This window comes from Candidatus Kosakonia sp. 282A-S69, assembly GCF_029433855.1.
Lineage (GTDB): Bacteria > Pseudomonadota > Gammaproteobacteria > Enterobacterales > Enterobacteriaceae > Kosakonia > Kosakonia cowanii_A.
This window is the reverse complement of record NZ_JAROAU010000003.1, coordinates 925,055-948,532: the sequence shown is the minus strand read 5'-3', so window position 1 is coordinate 948,532 and position 23,478 is coordinate 925,055. Positions and strand designations below refer to the sequence as shown.

At 55.5% G+C, this 23,478-nt stretch carries 15 protein-coding genes; 6 read left to right on the top strand and 9 right to left on the bottom strand.

The genetic code is table 11. From position 1 onward, the window contains the following. Positions 1-42 precede the first annotated feature (42 nt). From PU683_RS10170 to PU683_RS10150, 5 genes are all read right to left on the bottom strand, one after another. Entirely contained in the window at positions 43-1,686 is a 1,644-nt protein-coding gene (locus tag PU683_RS10170) for a multidrug ABC transporter permease/ATP-binding protein (protein WP_277171357.1), read from the bottom strand. A gap of 67 nt (positions 1,687-1,753) precedes the next feature. After that, the gene (gene alkB, locus PU683_RS10165) at positions 1,754-2,410 is read right to left on the bottom strand and encodes a DNA oxidative demethylase AlkB (RefSeq protein WP_277171356.1); all 657 of its coding nucleotides are present in this window, start codon (positions 2,408-2,410) and stop codon (positions 1,754-1,756) included. Then, entirely contained in the window at positions 2,410-3,471 is a 1,062-nt protein-coding gene (gene ada, locus PU683_RS10160; RefSeq protein ID WP_277171355.1) for a bifunctional DNA-binding transcriptional regulator/O6-methylguanine-DNA methyltransferase Ada, read from the bottom strand. Before ada ends, alkB begins: the two co-directional genes overlap by 1 nt. A gap of 72 nt (positions 3,472-3,543) precedes the next feature. Beyond that, positions 3,544-4,581: an FAD:protein FMN transferase ApbE gene (apbE, locus tag PU683_RS10155; RefSeq protein ID WP_277171354.1), complete on the bottom strand. Its 1,038-nt coding sequence runs from the start codon at positions 4,579-4,581 to the stop codon at positions 3,544-3,546. Between the two features lie 108 nt (positions 4,582-4,689). Then, on the bottom strand, positions 4,690-5,829 hold the full coding sequence (locus tag PU683_RS10150; protein ID WP_277171353.1) for a porin OmpC: 1,140 nt from the start codon (positions 5,827-5,829) through the stop codon (positions 4,690-4,692). A gap of 839 nt (positions 5,830-6,668) precedes the next feature. On the opposite strand from PU683_RS10150, the gene rcsD reads away from it, so the two are divergent. Together rcsD and rcsB are read left to right on the top strand one after the other, a co-directional pair. Further along, positions 6,669-9,335 (top strand): phosphotransferase RcsD, encoded by a 2,667-nt coding sequence (rcsD, locus tag PU683_RS10145; RefSeq protein WP_277171352.1) that lies wholly within the window; start codon positions 6,669-6,671, stop codon positions 9,333-9,335. Positions 9,336-9,351: 16 nt separating this feature from the next. Next, complete coding sequence (gene rcsB / locus PU683_RS10140) at positions 9,352-10,002, top strand: response regulator transcription factor RcsB (protein WP_007371125.1); 651 nt, start codon at positions 9,352-9,354, stop codon at positions 10,000-10,002. A 44-nt stretch (positions 10,003-10,046) separates the two neighbouring features. Here the strand turns inward: rcsB and rcsC are convergent, their stop codons facing one another. Together rcsC and gyrA are read right to left on the bottom strand one after the other, a co-directional pair. Then, positions 10,047-12,893: a two-component system sensor histidine kinase RcsC gene (rcsC, locus tag PU683_RS10135; RefSeq protein WP_277171351.1), complete on the bottom strand. Its 2,847-nt coding sequence runs from the start codon at positions 12,891-12,893 to the stop codon at positions 10,047-10,049. A 114-nt stretch (positions 12,894-13,007) separates the two neighbouring features. Further along, the gene (gene gyrA / locus PU683_RS10130) at positions 13,008-15,647 is read right to left on the bottom strand and encodes a DNA topoisomerase (ATP-hydrolyzing) subunit A (protein ID WP_277171350.1); all 2,640 of its coding nucleotides are present in this window, start codon (positions 15,645-15,647) and stop codon (positions 13,008-13,010) included. Between the two features lie 158 nt (positions 15,648-15,805). Between gyrA and ubiG the strand changes: the two genes are divergently transcribed. From ubiG to yfaE, 4 genes are all read left to right on the top strand, one after another. After that, on the top strand, positions 15,806-16,534 hold the full coding sequence (ubiG, locus tag PU683_RS10125) for a bifunctional 2-polyprenyl-6-hydroxyphenol methylase/3-demethylubiquinol 3-O-methyltransferase UbiG (RefSeq protein WP_277171349.1): 729 nt from the start codon (positions 15,806-15,808) through the stop codon (positions 16,532-16,534). Between the two features lie 343 nt (positions 16,535-16,877). Further along, complete coding sequence (gene nrdA, locus PU683_RS10120; protein WP_277171348.1) at positions 16,878-19,163, top strand: class 1a ribonucleoside-diphosphate reductase subunit alpha; 2,286 nt, start codon at positions 16,878-16,880, stop codon at positions 19,161-19,163. Between the two features lie 51 nt (positions 19,164-19,214). After that, on the top strand, positions 19,215-20,345 hold the full coding sequence (gene nrdB, locus PU683_RS10115) for a class Ia ribonucleoside-diphosphate reductase subunit beta (RefSeq protein WP_277171347.1): 1,131 nt from the start codon (positions 19,215-19,217) through the stop codon (positions 20,343-20,345). Then, complete coding sequence (yfaE, locus tag PU683_RS10110; RefSeq protein ID WP_023479621.1) at positions 20,345-20,599, top strand: class I ribonucleotide reductase maintenance protein YfaE; 255 nt, start codon at positions 20,345-20,347, stop codon at positions 20,597-20,599. The genes nrdB and yfaE overlap by 1 nt, the downstream gene beginning before the upstream one ends. A 237-nt stretch (positions 20,600-20,836) precedes the next feature. Here yfaE and glpQ read toward each other — a convergent pair whose 3' ends face one another. Continuing rightward, positions 20,837-21,901 carry a glycerophosphodiester phosphodiesterase gene (gene glpQ / locus PU683_RS10105; protein ID WP_277171346.1) on the bottom strand — a complete coding sequence of 355 codons (1,065 nt, stop codon included), beginning with the start codon at positions 21,899-21,901 and terminating at the stop codon, positions 20,837-20,839. 11 nt (positions 21,902-21,912) lie between these two features. Next, positions 21,913-23,265, bottom strand: coding sequence for a glycerol-3-phosphate transporter (gene glpT / locus PU683_RS10100; RefSeq protein WP_277171345.1), 1,353 nt, complete (start codon positions 23,263-23,265; stop codon positions 21,913-21,915). Between the last annotated feature and the right edge of the window lie 213 nt (positions 23,266-23,478).

Genomic DNA, 23,478 nt, shown 5'->3' with positions numbered 1-23,478 from the left:
AAAAAACGGCATCGCTCCCCGGTTCAGCAGGGAGCGTGGTGATTACGCCGTGCGTGAAACAGCGTCACGGGAGGCGAGCTGACGCTCTTCACCCAGCAGCTCGCTTAAGTGGCCGCTGCGCATCTCCAGCAGGCGATCGGCGTGAATAAAGTAGTGATCGTCATGGCTGATGGCGAAGATGGTTTTGCCCATCTGCTGCATCAGCGGCAACAGCACCTGGTAGAAGTCACGCCGGAAGTGCGGGTCCTGATCCGCCGCCCACTCATCCAGCAGCAGGATATCGCGTTCTTCCGCCAGCGCCAGCAGCAACGCAACGCGCTTCTTCTGCCCTTTTGAGAGCTTCAGGTTGAGGATTTTGCCGTTTTCAAGCTCCAGCTTGTGCGACATTTTTAACTGCTCAAGCCACTTTGCCACCAGCGCCGGATCGGCCTGCTGCCCTTGTGGACCAAGCAATTCGTCAAACAGCCAGACATCGGTAAACACCGCGGAGAAGAGCTTGCGGTAATCTTCCGGTTTATCCTGCGCCATCGGTTTGCCATCCAGCAGGATCTCACCGGAAAGTGGCTGATAGAGGCCGGTCAGCAGCATCGCCAGGGTTGATTTTCCGCTGCCGTTACCGCCAATCAGAAACACCAGTTCGCCGCGCTTGAGGGTCATATTAATGGGCCCGATAGCAAAGTCGTTATCCTGGTATTTAAAGGTGACATCGCGCAGCTCAAGGGTTTGCCAGCCGGGGAAAGCCTGCGGGCGCGGGAACCCTGGCCGGTAAGGCGCCAGCGCAAACTGCTTGAGTTTGCGAAACGCCACCTGGGCGGTGAGCAGCGTCGGCAGCGCGCCGACGGCGGAGAGCAGCGGCGTGCGCAGAAAGAGCAGCGTTAAGGAGTAGGTAGCCGCGACATTGGTATTCGCCCAGCCCAGTCCGTTCGCCATCCAGAACACCAGGCCAATTGCGCCCAGCATCATGATATTCGACCAGTTTACCGCGCTCAGATGGAAGGTATCGGCGCGGATAATATGGTGGCGATATTCGCGCGCATCCGGCAGGTACATCTTTTCAAACACGTGCTCGGCGCGCTCGCGGTTGAGCGTGAGCTCTTTGCGCCCTTCAAGCACCGTCTGGAAATCGGCATAGAGTTTATCTTCCGTCTCGCGCAGGGTCGCCATATGTTTGTAAACGCGTGACACCAGCAAAAAACCGCCCCAGATGGTCAGCACCATCCAAATCGCGGTGATCAGTAACATCTTGCCGGAGAGCATGGCGAGATAGAGGCAGGAGCCGACGGTGAGGATAATCCCCTGCACCAGCTCCGGCAGGCGCACAAAAGCGATGGTGATGTTGCGCACATCGCTGGTCAGCCCGGCCAGCAGCGAGGCGCTGCCCAACTGCTCGATGCGCTCAATCGGCGTATCGAGGAGACGCTTGATAAACTCGCTGCGCAGGCGGTAGACAAAGTGGTGGCCAAGAGTGGTCAGCGCCAGCTGCGAGCCGAGGGTGACAGCCATCAACAGCAGCAGCAGGCCGAGGAACTCCGGCAGCACGGCAAGGGAGAGATCAACGGATTCAATCAGGCGCTGGTTAATAAAAGCAATCAGCCCGATGCCCATTGCCGCGCTGGCAAGCGTCAGCGCCAGTACCGCCACAAACGGCCAGCGATACTGCCGCCAGACAAGAAGGAGAAGTTCCATAAGCGTATCCGGTCAATAAAAACAGCCAGCAGTTTAAACGGCTGCCTGTTTTCATCAAGAATAATTCTTATTTTTGTTCGCTGTTGCCTGCCTGGCGGAAAGTGAGGTTATAGCGACACTCGCCGGTCAGCGGATGGTATCCCGGCTTCAGCGGCGCAATGCCGTGATAAAAGAGGCGCGATTCCCCGCCCCACACCACCACATCGCCATGCTCCAGCAGCAGACGCTGTAGCGGATCGCTGCGTTTCAACCCGCCGAACTGGAAGACCGCCGGCAGGCCGAGCGAAACGGAGACAATCGGCGCACGCAGATCCGGCTCATCCTTATCCTGATGCAGCGAGAGTTTCGCCCCCGGCGCATAGCGGTTGATAAGGCAAGCATCCGGGCGGAAATCGGGGTAGCCGGCAGCGGCACTTGCCGCATTGCAGAGCGTGATAAACGCCTGTGGCATCGCAGGCCACGGGCGCTGCGTCTGCGGATCGGCGGCATCATAGAGATAACCGCGCTTGTCCGTCGTCCAGCCAAGCTGCCCACAGTTAGTCATGGCAACGGACATGGTATACCCCCCGGGGGTGACCATATGGCGCAGTGGCGCAACGCTGACCACATCGGCGATACCGCGCATCAGCGCCTCGCTGTGCGCAAGGGCAAAACGGCGTAAAACCACGGCACCCGGTGCCAGCGGCTCCTGCCACGGTTGTTCATCGGCAAACAGATCGAGCATCAGGTCTCCTGTTGATTAGCTTCGCGCGCCAGCAGCTGCGCTTTGCGTTCGGCGCCCCAGCGGTAGCCGGAGAGCGCCCCGCTCTGGCGTACCACGCGGTGGCAGGGAACAATAACCGCCAGCTTATTCGCCGCACAGGCGCTGGCGACGGCTCTCACCGCGCCGGGCTTGCCGATAGTGCGCGCCAGTACCTGGTAACTGACCCTCTCCCCTGCCGGGATCTGGCGCAGGGCTTGCCAGACCTGCAGCTGAAACGCGGTGCCGCGTAAATCGAGCGGCAGATTAAAGGGCGAATCCGGCCTTTCGACATGCGCAATGACCTGCTCAACGCGCGCGGTAAATTCCGGGTCGTCCGCTACCTGGCGGGCATGGGGGAAAAGGTCATTGAGCTGCGCCAGTAACGCCTCATCACTCCCCGCCAGCAACACGGCGCAGATGCCACGTTCACTCTCCGCCACCAGGCAGCGCCCCAGCGTACACTCTGTCAGCGTAAACCAGACCGGGGAGCCTGAGCCGCCGCGGCGAAAGGCGCGGGCGGTCATGCCAAGCGCGGCGTCCGCCTTTCGATAGTAGCTGCTGCTGTCCGGGAACCCTGCGGCCAGCACCGCATCGGTAATGGTTCCGCGCTTCGCAAGCGTTGCGCGTAAACGCCGGGCGCGAAACGCTTGCTGCCAGGCTTTCGGCGTCACGCCGGTCACCGCTTTAAACAGACGGTGGAAATGGTAGGGGCTCATGGCAACCGCTGCGGCAAGCTCTGCCAGCGTCACCGGTAGATCCTGCTCCAGCAAACGACACGCGGCGGCAATCTTCTCCAGCCGCTGCTGCTGCGGATGGGTTTTATCCGGCTGGCAGCGTTTGCAGGGACGAAAGCCCGCTTCCAGCGCGCTGGGGACATCCCTATAGAAGCGGACATTCTGGCGCAGGGCGCGCCGCGCCGTGCAGGAGGGGCGGCAAAAAATCGCCGTGGTCAGCACGGCAAAAACAAACTGACCATCGGCCTGCGCGTCGCGCGCCAGCACAGCCTGCCAGCATTGATCATCGGTTAACGTCGCATCGTTCATCTCAGGCTCCTTATCTAAGCTTAGCCCTACTGTGGCGGTTAGCACGCGCGCAAACACCCGCAATCTTGCGCTTTAATTTTTATCCTTTACCAGGAAAGCGGAGAACTGCGGCGACATCCAGGTCGTGAAGCCGTCCCCCTCCTTCATGATCATCATCACCGCCAGCCCTTCCCGCTTCACCACCTCTTTTGCCCGCTCGGTGCCGAGCACCATCAGGCCGGTGTCCCACGCATCCGCCTCCAGCGCGGTTGGCGAAATCACCGTCACCGACACCAGCTTATGGTTGATTGGCCGACCGCTGCGCGGATCGATAACGTGGGAGATGCGTTTACCGTCCAGCTCATAGTAGTTGCGATAACTGCCGGAGGTGCTGATGCCGTGACCATTAATATCAACCACCGCCTCGACGGCATTTTCGCGATCCGTTGGCTTCTGCACCGCCACGCGCCACGGCAGCCCTTTACCATTCATTCCACGGCTAACCAGCGCCCCGCCAACGGAGACCAGGTAGCGGGTTATCCCCTCTCGCTCCATTAACTGAGAGAAATGATCGGCGGCGTAACCTTCGCCGACCGTGGAGAGATCGACATAGAGATCGGGCAGATCTTTTTGCAGGAACTGCTCACCGGCGCGATTGATTACCGTGAGATGTTGCAGCCCGGTACGCGCTTTTGCCGCATCGATTTGCGCCTGCGTCGGCGTCTTGACCGGCTGCTGGTCCGGGCCAAAGCCCCATAAGTTCACCAGCGGCCCAACGGTGATATCCATCACGCCATCGGTTTTTTTCCCGACGCGCAGCGAGGTGGTGACAATATCCGCCATCGCTTCGCTGACCGACCAGGGCGCGGTGCTGGTGCTGCGGTTAAAGCGCATCAGCGCCGAATCTTTTTTCCAGGTCGACATCAGCCAGTCGTCGCCATCAAGCTGCGCCTGGATTTTCTGTTGCAGTGCTGTCGCCTGCTGCGGGGTGATATCCACCACGCTGACGCGCCAGGAGGTGCCCATGGTTTTACCTTCGAGCACCGTCGGTGTGGCCTGGCTTGCCGTGTCGCAGCCGGCTAACAGAAAAAGTGCCGCCATCAGCGCGGCACGAAAAGAAGCGATCGCCATAGTTGTTATCTCCTTGCTGGCGCAAGCGTACACGAAAAAGGGATTTGCCCGAAACAGGCAATAAAAAAGGGGCCTTGCGGCCCCCCTTCAATACGCGTTGTTGCAGACTTAGAACTGGTAAACCAGACCCAGGCCAACAATGTCGTCGGTCGCAATACCGGCCGCGCGGGTAAAGGTGTTGTCATCCAGCAGGTTGATTTTGTAATCAACATAGGTAGACATGTTTTTGTTGAAGTAGTAAGTCGCGCCAACATCAACATATTTCACCAGATCCTGGTCGCCGAAGTTAGCAGTACCGGTGTTGTTGGTGATGTCCTTACCTTTGGACTGCAGGTAAGCGATGGACGGACGCAGACCGAAGTCGAACTGATATTGTGCAACCACTTCGAAGTTCTGCGCTTTGTTAGCAAAACCGAAGGCTGCGCTCGGCGAAGAGCCGTTAGAGGTACCGAAACGGGTTGCGTTATAGGTCTGGGAGTACTGCGCTGCCAGGTAAAGGTTGTTGGCATCGTATTTCAGGCCGCCGCTGTAGACTTCAGCGCGGTCGCCGTCACCGTACAGGTTCGCATTGATGCTGTTCTGATCGGCAGTACGTTTAGAGGAGGACATCGCGCCGCCGATGCTGAAGCCTTCGCCCAGATCGTAGGTCAGAGAGGCGCCGTAGCCGTCACCGTTCTGGTTCAGCAGGCTGCGGCCATTGCTGTTTTCACCGCTGACGCTGCCGTTTTTACCCTGGTACTGCAGGGCAAAGTTCAGACCATCAACCAGACCGAAGAAGTCGGTGTTACGGTAGGTTGCTACGCCGTTGGCGCGCTGCTGCATGAAGTTATCTGCACCGTAGGTGTCGCCGCCGAACTCCGGCAGAACGTCGGTCCAGGAGGTCACGTCATAAATGATGCCGTAGTTACGACCGTAGTCGAAAGAACCGGTGTCAGCTACGCGGATACCTGCGAAGGCCAGACGGGTCCATGCCTGGTCGCTCGCACCCTCTTCTTTGTTCGCCTGGATGTTGTATTCCCACTGACCATAGCCGGTTACCTGATCGTTAACCTGAGTTTCGCCCTTGAAGCCAAAACGCACATAGGTCTTATCCCCATCAGAACCGTTGTCGTCAGAAAAATAGTGCAGGCCGTCTACTTTGCCGTAGAGATCTAATTTATTGCCGTTTTTATTATAAACTTCAGCCGCATTTGCTGCGCCCGCTACCAGCAGAGCTGGTACCAGGAGGGACAGAACTTTAACTTTCATTTTATTAACCCTCTGTTATATGCATTTTTATTGCCACTGCATGCTGATTAACCCTCAAATCAGCTGGCGATTCATTGTGCGCAAAAATCAAAAATAATCCAACAGGAATATGATACGAAAACTTTGAAGATGTTTCATATCTAAGGCTAAATGTTTCTAATTGTAATTTTACGGGAACTTTTTGAAGGCACTAAAAGCTAATAAATAAGAAAAATGGCCGCTTCAATACAATTAATTACCCATTAAAACAGTAATTTACGTAAATTTAAAATGAGAGCACTGAATGCCAAACCGAAAGCAAAATTGGTGTCTAAAATAATCGACGCTATCATCATTAACTTTATTTATTACCGTCATTCGAATCTGAATGTCTGTTTACCCCTTTTCAAACCGGATGCTTCGCATTCGGTTTTTTTTTACCTTTCTTTACATCAGTTGATACTTAAGATTTATATAGTCACGATTTGTAATGACTATTAATTAATCAAATATCGTACCAGAGTGAATCCTTAAGACTTATTAAAAAGTTAATATCTTGTTATTTCGTGCGATATTTTTTTAGCCAAACGGTAAATAGGCGTGTTGCCATGCTCACCTGAGCATTTTTTCTCCGCTATGGGCAAAGTATGCATATTCATGCACGCCCCAGGCATTTCCTGAAAAGAGAGTCTGGAAATTCACCCATTTACCGATATACTGCCTGCTGAACATTACTCTGCAGCACACTACCTTTACGCCCGCGGCCCACCAAACGCGACGCTAACGGCATGGCAGCAACATTGTCTCAGCGCAGGCTGAAATTTAATCAGCCGTGTTGTCATAACGGGTTACACACACGAATGAGTCAATCGGACACAATGATTCCTGGCAAATTTTCCCTCATACCGGGCAACATTACCCGTTACTTCCTTTTATTGATTATTGTCCTGCTGGTCACCATGGGCGTGATGATCCAGAGCGCGGTTAACGCGTGGCTGAAGGATAAAAGTTATCAAATTGTTGATACTACCCACGCCATTCATAAGCGCATTGATATCTGGCGCTATGCGACCTGGCAGATTTACGACAACATCGCCGCTGCCCCCGCCTCCTCCGGCGAAGGCCTGCAGGAGACGCGTTTAAAGCAGGACGTCTACTACCTTGAGAAACCGCGCCGTAAGACGGAAGCGCTGATTTTTGGCTCCCATGACAGTTCGACGCTGGAGATGACCCAGCGCATTTCGACCTATCTCGATACGCTGTGGGGCGCGGAAACCGTGCCGTGGTCGATGTACTACCTTAACGGCCAGGACAACAGCATGATCCTCGTCTCGACGCTGCCGCTTAAGGATCTCACCTCCGGTTTTAAAGATTCGATGATCAGCAATATCGTCGATACCCGCCGTGCGGAGATGCTCCAGCAGGCGAACGCCCTTGATGAACGCGAAAGCTTCTCCTCGCTGCGCCATCTTGCCTGGCAGAATGGTCACTACTTTACGCTGCGCACCACCTTTAACCAGCCGGGCCATCTGGCAACGGTGGTCGCTTTCGATCTGCCGATCAACGATCTGATTCCACCCGGTATGACGCTGGATAGCTTCCGTCTTGATCCCGACACGACGCCGGGCAGCGCGCGTGCGCAGGACAAAGAGACCACTGACAGCGTCTCGGTAAATTTCAACAGCTCGCGTATTGAGATCTCTTCCGCGCTAAACGGCACCGGTTTACGCCTGGTGTGGCAGGTGCCATTCGGCACCCTGCTGCTTGATACCTTGCAAAACGTTCTGCTGCCGCTGCTGCTCAATATTGGTCTGCTGGCGCTGGCGCTGTTTGGTTACACCACCTTTCGCCAGCAGCCGGGGCGCAAGAGCGATACGCTTGCCACGCCAGGCGCGAATAATGAGCTGCGCGTGCTGCGTGCCTTTAATGAAGAGATTGTCTCTCTGCTGCCCCTCGGTCTGCTGGTTCATGACCAGGAGGCCAACCGTACGGTGCTAAGTAATAAGATTGCCGACCATCTGCTGCCGCACCTTAATTTGCAGAACATCACGGCGATGGCGGATCAGCACCAGGGCGTGATCCAGGCCACCATCAATAACGAGTTATATGAGATCCGCCAGTTCCGCAGCCAGGTGGCTTCGCGTACGCAGATCTTTATTATTCGCGACCAGGATCGCGAAGTGCTGGTCAACAAAAAGCTTAAGCAGGCGCAGCGGCTCTATGAGAAGAACCAGCAGGGCCGCGCGGCGTTTATGAATAATCTCGCCGAGGCGCTCAAACAGCCGGTGAAAGCGCTGGCCAGCGACGCTGCGGCAGTTGAAAGCCAAGAGGCTAACCGCCTTGCCGATCACGCTGACCGCCTGGTTCAGTTAGTGGATGAACTTCAGCTCGCGAATATGCTGGAGAACGATACCTGGAAAGGCACCTCCTCCCTCTTCTCTATTCAGGATCTGATTGATGAAGTGGTGCCGGAAGTATTGCCGGTCATCAAGCGTAAAGGGCTGCAACTGCTGATCAATAACCATCTTCCGGCTAATGAAGAGCGGCATGGCGATCGCGATGCGCTGCGACGGATCATGCTGCTGCTCATTCAGTATGCGGTGACCACTACCCAGATGGGCAAAATCACCCTCGAAGTGAGCATGGACGAATCGGCAGACGATCGGCTTACCTTCCGCATTCTTGATACCGGCGTCGGCGTCAACGCCAGCGAAATTGATAATCTGCATTTCCCGTTCCTTAATGAAACGCAGGGCGATCAGTTTGGCAAAGCAAATGCCCTCACCTTCTGGCTTTGCGATCAGTTGGCCCGTAAACTGGGCGGACATCTCAATATTAAGTCGCGCGAGGATCTCGGTACCCGCTATTCCCTGCATGTGAAAATGGCAGTCCGCGCGCAGCAGGGCGAGAGCGAAGAGAAATTGCTCGATGATGTGGTGGCGATGATTGATATTACGTCGAACGAGATTCGTAATATTGTTGTGCGTCAGCTGGAGAATTGGGGGGCGAGTTGCATTTCGCCCGACGAGCGATTATCAAATCAAGAATATGACCTCTTTTTAACAGATAATCCGTCAAATCTTACAGCTTCAGGATTGCTTTTAAGCGATGATGAGGTCGGCGTGCGGAAAATTGGTCCAGGCCAGTTGCGCGTCAATTTTAATATGAGCAACGCAATGCAAGGAGCAATATTGCAGCTCATCGAGGAGCAGCTGGCGCAGGAGGAAGTCACGGAGTCGCCTTTAGGCGGCGATGAGAATGCCGAACTCCATGCCAGTGGCTATTACGCGCTGTTTGTCGACACAGTTCCCGATGATGTTAAGAGGTTGTATACTGAATCGGCTTCGCGCGATTTCGCTGCGCTGGCACAGACGGCCCACCGCCTTAAAGGGGTGTTTGCCATGCTTAATCTGGTACCTGGTAAGCAGTTGTGTGAAACGCTGGAGCAATTAATTCGCGAGAGTGATGCTCCAGGCATAGAAAATTACATCAGCGACATTGACGCTTACGTCAAAAGCTTGCTGTAGCAAGGTAGCCTAATACATGAACAATATGAACGTAATTATTGCCGATGACCATCCGATTGTACTGTTCGGTATTCGCAAGTCACTTGAACAGATCGAATGGGTAAATGTAGTCGGTGAATTTGAAGACTCTACAGCGCTTATCAACAACCTGCCGAAACTTGAGGCCAATGTATTGATCACCGATCTGTCAATGCCGGGCGACAAATACGGCGATGGCATTACGCTGATCAAATACATCAAACGCCACTTCCCGGCGCTGTCGATTATCGTGCTTACCATGAATAATAACCCGGCAATTCTGAGCGCCGTTCTGGATCTCGATATCGAAGGTATCGTACTGAAACAGGGCGCGCCGACCGATCTGCCGAAAGCGTTGGCGGCACTGCAAAAGGGTAAGAAGTTCACCCCGGAGAGTGTCTCCCGCCTGCTGGAGAAGATCAGCGCCGGTGGCTATGGCGATAAACGCCTGTCACCGAAAGAGAGTGAAGTGCTGCGCCTGTTCGCAGAAGGTTTCCTGGTGACAGAGATTGCCAAGAAGCTGAACCGCAGCATTAAGACCATCAGCAGCCAGAAGAAATCAGCCATGATGAAACTGGGAGTCGATAACGATATCGCCCTGCTGAACTACCTCTCTTCCGTGACACTCACCCAGACGGAAAAAGAGTAATCCCCGTAACCCCGGCAACCGCCGGGGTTCGTTTTTCTGGCTCGTTACTTCCTGCTTTTTCTTACCCGCGCGGCATACGCAGCCAGCGTCTGCTTCAGCACATCCAGCGTTACCGGCTTCGACAGACAGCTATCCATTCCCGACTCCAGGCAGCGCTGCTTCTCTTCCGCCAGGGCGTTGGCCGTCACGCCGATCACCGGCAACGTCAGCCCAAGCTGACGAATGCGCTGCGTCAGGCGGTAACCATCCATATTCGGCATGTTCACGTCGCTGAGCACAATATCGATCGGGTTCTTACTCAACACATTGAGCGCATCGACGCCGTCATTGGCGGTTTTACACTGATAACCAAGCGATCCCAGCTGATCGGCCAGCAGACGGCGGTTGATGGGATGATCGTCCACCACGAGGATCATCATATCCTCATTATTCTCCATCTCGCCGGAATCAGATGTTAAGGCATTTGCCGCCTGCGGCTCGATCACCTGAACGCGATAGATGCGGCCCAGCAGCGCCAGCAGATCGTGCGGCGAGGCAACGCTGTGCAGCCACTCGCCCGGCGCGCGCTCAAGCGGAATGCCAATATGACGGCGGGAGAAGATGATTGCCGCCCGCCCGGTCCAGGGCTGCGGCAGCTCATCATCGGTGATCAGCGTATCCTGGTTCCCCAGTTCATGGCCGTCATACTGTTTCACCTGTATACCGTTCCACTTCAGCAGGCTATGCAGGTACTCCGACAGCCAGGCATTGCGCACCGCCAGCCAGCAGCAGGTTTCCGCCAGCCCATCCACATCGGCCTGAACCGTTGGCACCGCGCTGTAGAGCGGAATGCGAATGGTGAACTGGCTACCCATGCCCGGTTCGGTATCGACAGCGATATCACCATCCATCATATTGACCAGCTTTTCACAGATCGCCAGCCCCAGCCCGGTGCCCTGGAAGTTGCGCTGTACGCCGGTGCCGACCTGGAAGAAGGGATCGAATAAGCGCACCACCTCTTTGCCGGGAATACCCACCCCGGTATCACGCACGCGAATGCTGAGATACTCCATGTCACACTGCACATGCAGCACAATGCATCCCATATCAGTGAACTTAATCGCGTTGCTTAACAGGTTGGAAATCACCTGTTGCAGGCGCATCGGATCGCCATTAATCGCCAGCGGCACATCCGGCTCGATAAAGCAGTAGAGCCCGAGCTGCTTACGCACCACCAGCGGCAGATAGTTGGCGGTGATATGGCTCATCACTTCGCGCGGCGAGAACTCGCGCGGCTCGATTTTCAGCTGTTCGGACTCAATTTTCGAGAAGTCGAGAATGTCGCTGATGATCTTAAGCAGCAGGCTCGAGGAGTTGTTCATCGCGGTAACCAGCCGGTCAACGCCTTTCGGCAACTCTTTGGTCTGCAACAGATCGAGGTTACCGATAATGCCGTACAGCGGCGTGCGCAATTCATGGCTGACAGTCGCGAGGAACATCGACTTGGACTGGCTCGCCTGCTCCGCCGCCTGCGCCATCTCCTGCAGCGACTCCTCCATTTTGACGCGGGCGGAGACATCCACCAGCACGCAGATCGCCACGTTTTCATTGCGATAGCGCGAATGCACAAAGCTGATTTGCAGGTTGGTGTTGTTGCTGGTTAACACATCAACGAAGTTAACCTGCTGCCCGCAGATAATTTGCGTCAGCCGCTGTCGGTCTTCATGCGTCAGCATATTGAGATAGTTATGCGCCAGCTCGTTACTCAGTATATTGGTGCCATCCTGGGTACGCAGAATACAGATCCCTACCGGCGCGGAGGCGACAATCTTGCGGTTGAACTGCTCATGCTCTTCGAGCCGCTGCGCATCGTTCTCTGCCGGGATAAAGATACGCCGCTCATACATGCGCGCGAGGGTAAATAGCGCCACCCCAACCAGCACATTAAGCAGCACGGCATTGAGGATCAGCATGCGGATGCGCTCCAGCACCACATCCACCGGCACCGAGTAGACCACGCTCAGGGAGGATGGCGGCAGCGTTTTCTTAAGGATCAGCTCGCGGAAACCGGAGGTGTAACCAAACCAGGAACGCTCCTGCAGCCAGCGTGGATCGGCAGTAATACTGTTCTCCTGACCGGTCAGCGAGAGCAACGTATGACCATTCTCATCAAGAATCGTGACGCCCATCGGCAGCGTACCCGGCGTGAAGAAGTTCTCCATCCGGATCGACTGTTCGGTACCGAGCAGCGCCTGCAGGCGATTGCCGAGATAGACCGGCGTCAGCGCATAGAAATAGCCGATGCCCGGGCGCGGCCCCTGGCTCATCCAGTAGACGTTGTTGCTGCGCTCATCCTGCGGCGCATTACGGTATTTGATGATCCGCTCGTGCAGGCTCTTTAGTGTGTCATCACGCTCTACCGGCATATCGCGCAGGCCGAAGTCGGCCATGCAGAGGTTATCGCTGCCAATCAAAAAGACGCGGTTCAGATCGTATGCCGCGGAGAAATTATCGCGCCAGTAGCGCATAAACCACGCCAGCGACTCCAGCGAGCCGCGCCAGGCGCTGCCCATTGCCGAGCAGTCAGAATCGGGAAAGAGCGGCAGGAATGCCGGCACGTCGGTTTTATCGCCGCGGGTACGCGACGTCAGGATGCCGTTGTCCGCCGTCAGGCGATTTTCAGCAATATACTTCAGCTCCTTCATCACATCAGAGGTGCGCTGGATATAGCGCTGCGCCTGGTCGGAACTGAGGTTAAACTCCTGGCGGATCTCCGACTCTTTATCATGCAGCGCATTAACGATGTAAAAGACGGAAAAAAAGGCAATCAGCAGCCAGAGCAATAGTGCCAGCGCCCTGAACAGATAGCGGGAAACTTTCAGGGTACTGCGAAAAGAGACGAGGTATTTCAACCTGGGGAAACTCCGCCACAAGGAAGTTAAAAAAGAGTGTGCTTAAAGTAGCGATAAATCGCAGATGCCGCAAGGCAATGAAAAAGGGCCGGAAACCCGGCCCTTTGTAACGCGTTACTCGGCGTCTTCGTCGTCCGCCGCGTCGTCGTCACTGTCGACTTCCGGCGCGATGTCCTCATCGCCTTCCGCAACGCTGCCGTCGATGGAGTCAAGCTCTTCATCATCCACCGGCTCAGCGACACGCTGCAGACCCACCACGTTTTCATCCTCTGCGGTGCGGATCAGGATCACGCCCTGGGTGTTACGACCCACAACGCTGATCTCCGACACGCGCGTACGCACCAGCGTACCCGCATCGGTGATCATCATGATCTGATCGCAATCATCCACCTGCACTGCGCCCACCACTGAACCGTTACGTTCGGTCACCTTGATAGAGATAACGCCCTGCGTACCACGGGATTTGGTCGGGTACTCGGTCTCCGCGGTACGTTTACCGTAACCGTTCTGCGTCACCGTCAGGATTGCGCCTTCACCGCGCGGCACGATCAGCGATACCACGCTGTCGTTTTCCGCCAGGCGAATACCGCGCACACCAGTCGCGGTACGGCCCATCGCACGCACGGCGCTCTCTTTAAAGCGCACCACTTTCCCGGCGGCGGAGAAGAGCATCACGTCGTCGCTACCGTCGGTGAGGTTAACGCCAATCAGCTCATCGCCTTCGTTCAGGTTGACGGCAATAATACCGGCAGAGCGCGGACGGCTGAACTCGGTGAGCGCGGTTTTCTTCACGGTACCGCTGGCGGTCGCCATAAAGACGTTCACGCCCTCTTCATATTCACGTACCGGCAGAATGGCGGTAATGCGCTCATTCGGCTCAAGCGGCAGCAGGTTAACGATCGGACGACCGCGCGCGCCACGGCTCGCTTCCGGCAGCTGGTAAACCTTCATCCAGTAGAGACGGCCACGGCTGGAGAAGCAGAGGATCGTGTCGTGGGTGTTGGCCACCAGCAGACGGTCAATAAAGTCCTCTTCTTTAATACGCGCGGCAGATTTCCCTTTCCCGCCGCGACGCTGCGCTTCGTAATCGGTCAGCGGCTGATACTTCACATAGCCCTGATGCGACAGCGTCACCACAACATCTTCCTGGTTGATCAGGTCTTCGATGTTGATATCTGCGCTGTTAGCGGTAATTTCGGTGCGGCGTTCGTCGCCAAACTGCTCGCGAACCAGCTCAAGCTCTTCGCGAATCACTTCCATCAGGCGCTCAGCGCTGCCGAGGATGTGCAGCAATTCGGCGATCTGCTCCAGCAGCTCTTTATACTCTTCGAGCAGTTTTTCATGCTCAAGGCCGGTCAGTTTCTGCAGACGCAGATCCAGGATCGCCTGTGCCTGCTGTTCGGTCAGGTAATATTTACCGTCACGAATGCCGAACTCCGGCTCCAGCCACTCAGGACGCGCGGCGTCATCGCCGGCACGCTCCAGCATCGCAGAAACGTTGCCCAGATCCCACGGCTGCGCGACGAGGCCCGCTTTCGCTTCGGCCGGCGTCGGCGCGCGGCGGATCAGTTCAATGATCGGGTCGATGTTCGCCAGCGCAACGGCCAGCGCTTCAAGGATATGCGCACGGTCACGGGCTTTACGCAGTTCAAAAATCGTACGGCGCGTCACCACTTCACGGCGGTGGCGCACAAACGCGGCCAGAATATCTTTCAGCGGCATGATCTTCGGCTGGCCATGGTGCAGCGCAACCATGTTGATACCGAAGGAGACCTGCAGCTGCGTCTGGGAGTAGAGGTTGTTCAGCACCACTTCGCCGACGGCATCGCGCTTCACTTCAATCACGATGCGCATACCGTCTTTATCAGACTCGTCGCGCAGCGCGCTAATACCTTCAACGCGTTTCTCTTTCACCAGCTCGGCAATCTTCTCGATCAGACGCGCTTTGTTCACCTGATACGGAATTTCATGCACGATGATGGTTTCGCGGCCGTTTTTAGCGTCGGTTTCCACTTCCGCGCGGGCGCGAATATAGATTTTGCCGCGACCAGTGCGGTAGGCTTCTTCGATCCCACGACGACCATTGATGATCGCGGCGGTCGGGAAGTCCGGCCCCGGAATATGGGTCATCAGCTCTTCAACGCTGATCTCTTCATTATCGATATAGGCCAGGCAGCCGTTGATCACTTCCGTCAGGTTGTGCGGCGGAATGTTGGTCGCCATACCGACGGCGATCCCGGAAGCGCCGTTAACCAGCAGGTTCGGGATCTTGGTTGGCATCACATCTGGGATTCGCTCAGTGCCGTCGTAGTTATCAACGTAATCGACGGTCTCTTTTTCCAGATCGGCCATCAGCTCATGGGCGATTTTCGCCAGGCGGATTTCCGTATAACGCATTGCCGCGGCGGAGTCGCCATCGATGGAACCGAAGTTCCCCTGGCCGTCGACCAGCATATAACGCAGCGAAAACGGCTGTGCCATACGAACAATGGTGTCATACACCGCGGAATCACCATGGGGATGGTACTTACCGATTACGTCACCAACGACACGGGCAGATTTTTTGTAGGCTTTATTCCAGTCATTGCCCAATACGTTCATGGCGTAAAGTACGCGACGGTGAACCGGTTTCAGGCCATCTCGGACATCCGGAAGCGCACGGCCAACAATGACCGACATCGCATAGTCCAGATAGGAGCTCTTCAGCTCTTCCTCAATGTTAACCGGTGTAATTTCTCTCGCAAGGTCGCTCATCTAACCGCTATCCCTCTACTGTATCCCGGATTCAAAGGTCGCAAATTATAACACAACCGGTTTGATACAGGTAAACCTATAACACCCCGGCAAAGGTTTATTCATGCCGTCGGCCTGATATACTCACAGGTCTTATTGAGAGAGGAGTAAATGCGCCCATGAATGCCGAAAAATCGTCGGTGACTCAGAACGTTGATCATGCAGAAATCGCCAAGTTTGAAGCCGTCGCTTCACGCTGGTGGGACACAGAAGGCGAATTTAAACCTTTACACCGTATTAACCCACTGCGCCTGGGCTATATCGCCGAACACGCCGGCGGCCTGTTTGGCAAACGCGTGCTGGATGTTGGCTGCGGCGGCGGCATTCTCGCCGAGAGCATGGCAAAAGAGGGGGCGCAGGTTACCGGGCTGGATATGGGCGCGGAGCCGCTGCAGGTTGCGCGTCTGCACGCGCTGGAGTCGGGCGTGCAGGTGGACTACGTCCAGGAGACGGTTGAAGAGCATGCCGGGAAGCATGCGCAGGGTTATGACGTTGTGACCTGTATGGAGATGCTGGAGCACGTGCCGGACCCGCAATCGGTGGTCAACGCCTGCGCTAAGCTTGTGAAACCCGGCGGCCACGTCTTTTTCTCGACCATTAACCGCAACGGTAAAGCGTGGCTGATGGCGGTGATTGGCGCAGAGTATGTGCTGCGCATGGTGCCGAAAGGCACGCATGATGCGAAGAAGTTTATCAAGCCTGCCGAGCTGTTAACCTGGATCGACGACACGGTGTTACAGGAGCGTCACATTACCGGGTTACACTTTAATCCGCTGCTCAATAAGTTCACCCTTGGGCCAGGGGTTGATGTTAACTACATGTTGCATACAACGGCAAAAAATCGCTAACGTCATGCTTTAATGTTATGAAGATTGCGCAGTCGCAAACCGCGCAATCTTCCCCGCCGATGAAGAAATCAGCACTCGATCAAAATTTGATTTTTTTTTTCAGATTATTGACAACCTCTGCAAGCCTTATGCGGCGAGGACTTAGCGTTTATTACGCTTTCGCAACCTCAACTTAACCTCAAAATCAACTCTTGTACTCAAAAGAATCCTTACTAGAATACTCACCATATAGCGTTTCTCTTATCGCAAACCCCCTATATATAGTATTTATCCACAGAGTTAGTCACAGCGCTGATTTGTGGATAATACGGGGGATACTTTTATTTCACGGACAGGTAAGCAAATGAATCAGAGTCTGCTGGTGACAAAGCGTGATGGTGGCACTGAGCGCATCAATCTCGACAAAATTCATCGAGTACTGGATTGGGCCGCAGAAGGGTTGAGCAACGTTTCCATCTCTCAGGTGGAGCTGCGTTCACATATTCAGTTTTACGACGGTATCAAAACCTCAGATATCCACGAGACCATTATCAAAGCCGCAGCGGATCTCATCTCCCGCGATGCGCCGGACTATCAATATCTTGCCGCACGCCTGGCGATTTTCCACCTGCGTAAGAAAGCCTATGGCCAGTTCGAACCGCCTGCGCTGTTCGATCATGTGAAGAAGATGGTTGCGCTGGGTAAATACGATCATCATCTGCTGGAAGACTACAGCGAAGAAGAGTTCCAGCAGATGGACGGCTTTATTGATCACTGGCGTGATATGAACTTCTCCTACGCGGCCGTTAAGCAGCTGGAAGGGAAGTACCTTGTACAGAACCGCGTGACCGGCGAGATCTACGAGAGTGCACAGTTCCTCTATATTCTGGTTGCCGCGTGCCTCTTCTCTAACTACCCGCGCGAAACCCGTCTGGACTACGTGAAGCGTTTCTATGACGCGGTCTCAACCTTCAAAATTTCGCTGCCGACGCCGATCATGTCCGGCGTGCGTACCCCGACGCGTCAGTTCAGCTCCTGCGTACTGATCGAGTGCGGCGACAGCCTGGACTCGATTAACGCCACCTCCAGCGCGATTGTGAAGTACGTTTCCCAGCGTGCTGGTATTGGCATCAACGCCGGTCGCATCCGTGCGCTGGGCAGCCCGATCCGCGGCGGCGAAGCATTCCACACCGGCTGTGTACCGTTCTACAAACACTTCCAGACGGCGGTGAAATCCTGCTCGCAGGGCGGCGTTCGCGGCGGCGCGGCGACCCTCTTCTACCCGATGTGGCATCTGGAAGTCGAAAGCCTGCTGGTACTGAAAAACAACCGCGGCGTAGAAGGCAACCGCGTCCGTCATATGGACTACGGCGTACAGATCAACAAACTGATGTATACCCGTCTGCTGAAGGGCGAAGATATCACCCTGTTCAGCCCGTCCGACGTGCCGGGCCTGTATGACGCCTTCTTCGCCGATCAGGATGAGTTCGAGCGTCTGTACACGCAGTACGAGAGAGATGACTCTATCCGCAAACAGCGTATTAAAGCGGTCGACCTCTTCTCACTGATGATGCAGGAACGCGCCTCTACCGGCCGTATCTACATTCAGAACGTCGACCACTGCAACACCCACAGCCCGTTTGACCCGGCTGTTGCGCCAGTCCGTCAATCCAACCTGTGCCTTGAGATCGCTCTGCCGACCAAGCCGCTGGAAGACGTTAACGATGAAAACGGCGAGATCGCGCTCTGCACGCTCTCCGCGTTTAACCTCGGCGCCATTAAGAACCTCGACGAGCTGGAAGAGCTGGCAACGCTCGCCGTGCGCGCACTCGACGCCCTGCTTGATTACCAGGACTACCCGATCCCGGCCGCGAAACGTGGCGCGATGGGCCGTCGTACCCTCGGTATTGGCGTGATCAACTTCGCGTACTGGCTGGCGAAAAATGGCAAGCGCTACTCTGACGGCAGCGCCAACAACCTGACGCATCAGACCTTCGAAGCGATTCAGTACTGGCTGCTGAAAGCATCTAACGAGCTGGCGAAAGAGCAAGGTGCCTGCCCGTGGTTCAACGAAACCACCTACGCTAAAGGCATTCTGCCGATCGACACCTATAAAAAGGATCTCGATGGCATTACCAGCGAGCCGCTGCACTACAACTGGGAAGCGCTGCGTGACGATATCACCACGCACGGCCTGCGTAACTCGACGCTCTCTGCCCTGATGCCGTCTGAAACCTCGTCGCAGATCTCTAACGCCACCAACGGCATTGAGCCGCCGCGCGGCCACGTGAGCATCAAAGCATCGAAAGATGGCATCCTGCGCCAGGTCGTGCCGGATTATGAAGAGCTGAAAGATGCCTACGAGCTGCTGTGGGAGATGCCGAACAACGATGGCTACCTGCAACTGGTCGGCATTATGCAGAAGTTCATCGACCAGTCGATTTCAGCAAACACCAACTACGATCCGACTCGCTTCCCGTCGGGCAAGGTGCCGATGCAGCAGCTGCTGAAAGACCTGCTGACCGCCTACAAGTTTGGTGTGAAGACGCTCTACTATCAAAACACCCGCGACGGCGCGGAAGATGCGCAGGATGACCTGGTCCCTTCTATCCAGGACGATGGCTGCGAAAGCGGCGCATGTAAGATCTAACTAAGGGGCGGGGAAACCCGCCCTTTTTTTCGCAAGACAGGACTCACATTCATGGCATACACCACCTTTTCTCAGAAGAAAAACGATCAGCTGCTCGAGCCGATGTTCTTTGGCCAGCCGGTGAACGTGGCGCGCTACGACCAGCAAAAATATGACATCTTCGAAAAGCTGATCGAAAAGCAACTCTCCTTCTTCTGGCGTCCGGAAGAAGTTGATGTTTCCCGCGATCGCATCGACTTCCAGGCTCTGCCGGAACATGAAAAGCATATCTTTATCAGCAACCTGAAGTACCAGACGCTGCTGGACTCGATTCAGGGTCGTAGCCCGAACGTCGCGTTGCTGCCGCTGATCTCCATTCCGGAGCTGGAGACGTGGATAGAAACCTGGGCGTTTTCAGAAACTATTCACTCGCGCTCTTACACCCATATCATCCGCAATATCGTTAACGATCCGGCGGTGGTGTTTGACGATATCGTCACCAATGAGCAGATTCTCAAGCGCGCGGAGGGGATCTCCTCCTTCTATGACGAGCTGATTGAGATGACCAACTACTGGCATCTGCTGGGTGAAGGCACCCATAGCGTGAACGGTAAAACCATCACCATCAGCCTGCGCGAGCTGAAGAAGAAGCTCTATCTCTGCCTGATGAGCGTGAACGCGCTGGAAGCGATTCGCTTCTATGTCAGCTTCGCCTGCTCCTTCGCCTTCGCCGAGCGCGAACTGATGGAAGGCAATGCCAAAATCATCCGTCTGATCGCTCGCGATGAAGCCCTACACCTGACCGGCACCCAGCATATGCTGAACCTGCTGCGTTCCGGCGCTGACGATCCGGAGATGGCAGAGATTGCCGAAGAGTGCAAAAAAGAGTGCTACGACCTCTTTGTCCAGGCCGCGCAGCAGGAGAAAGAGTGGGCCGAGTATCTCTTCTCCGGCGGCTCGATGATTGGCCTGAACAAAGATATCCTCTGCCAGTATGTTGAGTACATCACTAACATCCGTATGCAGGCAGTGGGCCTCGATCTGCCGTTCCAGACCCGCTCCAACCCGATCCCGTGGATCAACACCTGGCTGGTCTCCGATAACGTGCAGGTGGCGCCACAGGAGGTGGAAGTGAGCTCCTATCTCGTCGGTCAGATCGACTCACAGGTCGATACCGACGATCTGAGCAACTTCCAGCTGTGATGAGCCGGGTTACGCTCCGCCTTTCCGGCACGCATGTGCATTGCCAGGAAGAGCACCCTTCCCTGCTGGTGGCGCTGGAGTCCCAGCAGGTGGAAGTTGAATACCAGTGCCGCGAAGGCTACTGCGGCTCCTGCCGCTGTCGGCTGGTAGCAGGCCAGGTGGACTGGATTAGCGAGCCGCTGGCCTTTATCAACGAAGGGGAAATTTTGCCCTGCTGCTGCCGGGCGAAAGGCGATATTGAGATCGAGATGTAAAAAATGCCGGGTGGCACAGCGTTTACCCGGCCTACAATTACTGCATACTCACCCGTAGGCCTGATAAGCGAAGCGCCATCAGGCAAAATATCCACCCAGACTGCACACTCATCCTTCCCCCAGGAGTGATAAGCGAAGCGCCATCAGGCAAAATTCCACCCTGACTGCACACTCATCCTTTCCCCAGGAGTGATAAGCGAAGCGCCATCAGGCCACTTCGCTTATCGGGTTCCGCTCTTATTTCCGCTTTAAAAACTGCACCGCTTTATCGGGGAAATCGGTAAACAATCCGTCGACCCCGGCCTGGTCATACAACACCTCATAGAGTTGATTCACATCGGCGGCATACGGCGGCAACTGATCGGCGCGCACCGTAAACGGATGCACCTGCAAATGGCTGGCATGCGCCTCTTTCACCATCGCGGTTAACTTCACGTCGCCCGGCTTCGAGCCGTCCGCCACCAGCATATGGTAATCGGGGCCAATACCCTCCGCGTACTGCGCAATCTGCTTCATCGCGCCAGGTTTCAGCATCCAGTCATAGTCGTAATTGACCCATTTACCGTCCGGCTGCTTCTGCTGGGTCTCGTTCCATTTGGTGTAGGCAATCAGCTGCACCAGATTGAGATCCATCCCCATCTGCGGCTCCAGCTCACGCTTAATGCGCTTAAGCTCATCGGCATCGAAACACTGCAGATAGACCTTATCCTTCTTGCTGCTGTAGCCGTACTTCTTCAGCACCTCAAGGGTCGCCTTTGCAATATCCTTCCCTTCCTGATGGTGGAACCAGGGCGCTTTGATCTCCGGGTAGATACCGATATCGTTGCCGGTGGAGTGGTTCAGCCCCTGCACAAACTCAATCTCCTCTTCAAAGGTATGAATACGGAAATCGGATTTGCCCATCGGAAAACGGCCAGGGAAAACCTGCTCTTTCTTACCGTTCTTTAACTCAAACCCTTCGGTAAACTTCAGCGAGCGGATCTCATCCAGTGTGAAATCGATGGCGTAGTAGCGGCCATCTTTGCGGGCGCGATCGGGAAAGCGCTCGGCAACATCGGTGACGCGATCGAGATAGTGGTCATGCAGCACCACTAAACGATCGTCTTTGGTCATCACCAGATCCTGCTCCAGATAGTCCGCGCCCTGGGCATAGGCCATCGCTTTAGCAGGCAGCGTGTGCTCCGGCAGATAACCGCTGGCGCCGCGATGGGCAATCACCAGCTTTTCCGCAGCCAGCGCCTGGCCTGCCATCAGGCCCGCCAGCAGCAGGCCTGTGGTAATGCGGCTAAAGGTCAATTTCATAACATCTCCTGTTATTGACGACGCGCAAGCACGTCAGCGTGATGGCGCTTTTCGCCAATCATCACCACGATCAGCAGCAGTACCGCCAACACGCTGCCCCCGATCATCACCATAAAACCGCCGTCCCAGCCGAAGAAATCGACGGTGTAACCCACAATGGCGCTGGCCGCCACCGAGCCGCCGAGGTAGCCAAACAGGCCGGTAAAGCCCGCTGCGGTGCCTGCTGCTTTCTTCGGTGCCAATTCCAGCGCGTGCAGACCAATCAGCATCACCGGGCCATAAATCAGAAAGCCAATGACGATCATACAGGCCATATCCACGCCCGGGTTGCCCGCCGGGTTGAGCCAGTAAATGATGGTGGCGATAGTCACCAGCGTCATAAAGAAGACGCCGGTCGCGCCGCGGTTACCCTTAAAGACTTTGTCCGACATCCAGCCGCAGATCAGCGTGCCGGGAATGCCCGCGTACTCATAAAGGAAGTAGGCCCAGGAGGATTTATCCAGCGCGAAGTGCTTCACCTCTTTCAGGTAGGTCGGCGACCAGTCGAGGATGCCGTAGCGCAGCAGGTAGACAAAAACGTTGGCGATAGCGATATACCACAGCAGCTTGTTCGGCAGCACGTACTGCATGAAGATCTGCTTCGCCGTCAGCTCCTCTTCATGTTTGTCGCTGTAATCATCCGGGTAGTCGTTTTTGTACTCTTCAATCGGCGGCAGACCGCAGGATTGCGGCGTATCGCGCATCAGTGCGAAAGCGATAATCGCCACCAGAATGGCACCAAAGGCGGGCATATAGAGCGCCGCATGCCAGTCGTTAAACCATGCCATCCCCAGCAGGAAGAGCAGCGGAGGCAGACCGCCGCCGACGTTATGGGCGCAGTTCCACACCGACACAATGCTTCCGCGCTCCTTCTGCGACCACCAGTGCACCATGGTTCGCCCGCACGGCGGCCAGCCCATCCCCTGGAACCAGCCACAGAGAAACAGCAGTACAAACATAATCGCGATGCTGGAGGTCGCCCACGGCACAAAGCCCATAAATAGCATCACTGCCGCCGCGAGGATCAAACCGGCAGGCAGAAAAACGCGCGGGTTCGAGCGATCTGACACCGACCCCATGATGAATTTTGAGAAGCCGTAGGCAATCGAAATCCCCGACAGCGCAAAGCCCAGATCGCCGCGCGAGAAGCCCTGCTCCACCAGATAGGGCATCGCCAGCGCAAAGTTCTTACGCACCAGGTAATAGGCGGCGTAGCCAAAGAAGATGCCCAGAAAGATTTGCCAGCGTAAGCGGCGGTAAAGAGGATCAACCTGCGCGTCGGGCAGACGCGATTGATGGGGGGCGGGTTTGAAAATGCTCAACATAAACTGCCTCCGTGGCACGGTAAAAGTCATGACATCAGGGGTCATGAGTGAAAACGAAAATCGCTTGAGTGGTTCGCGGCGGATTGTAGAGAAAGTTTTGACGAGAAAGAATGAAATGCCACACATAATGTTACAGAAATATGACAAAGCTCTAACTTCGTGCGGAAAAGTGCATTCCGCTTTCGTTTCTTGTTCGTATATGCGCGATATCAA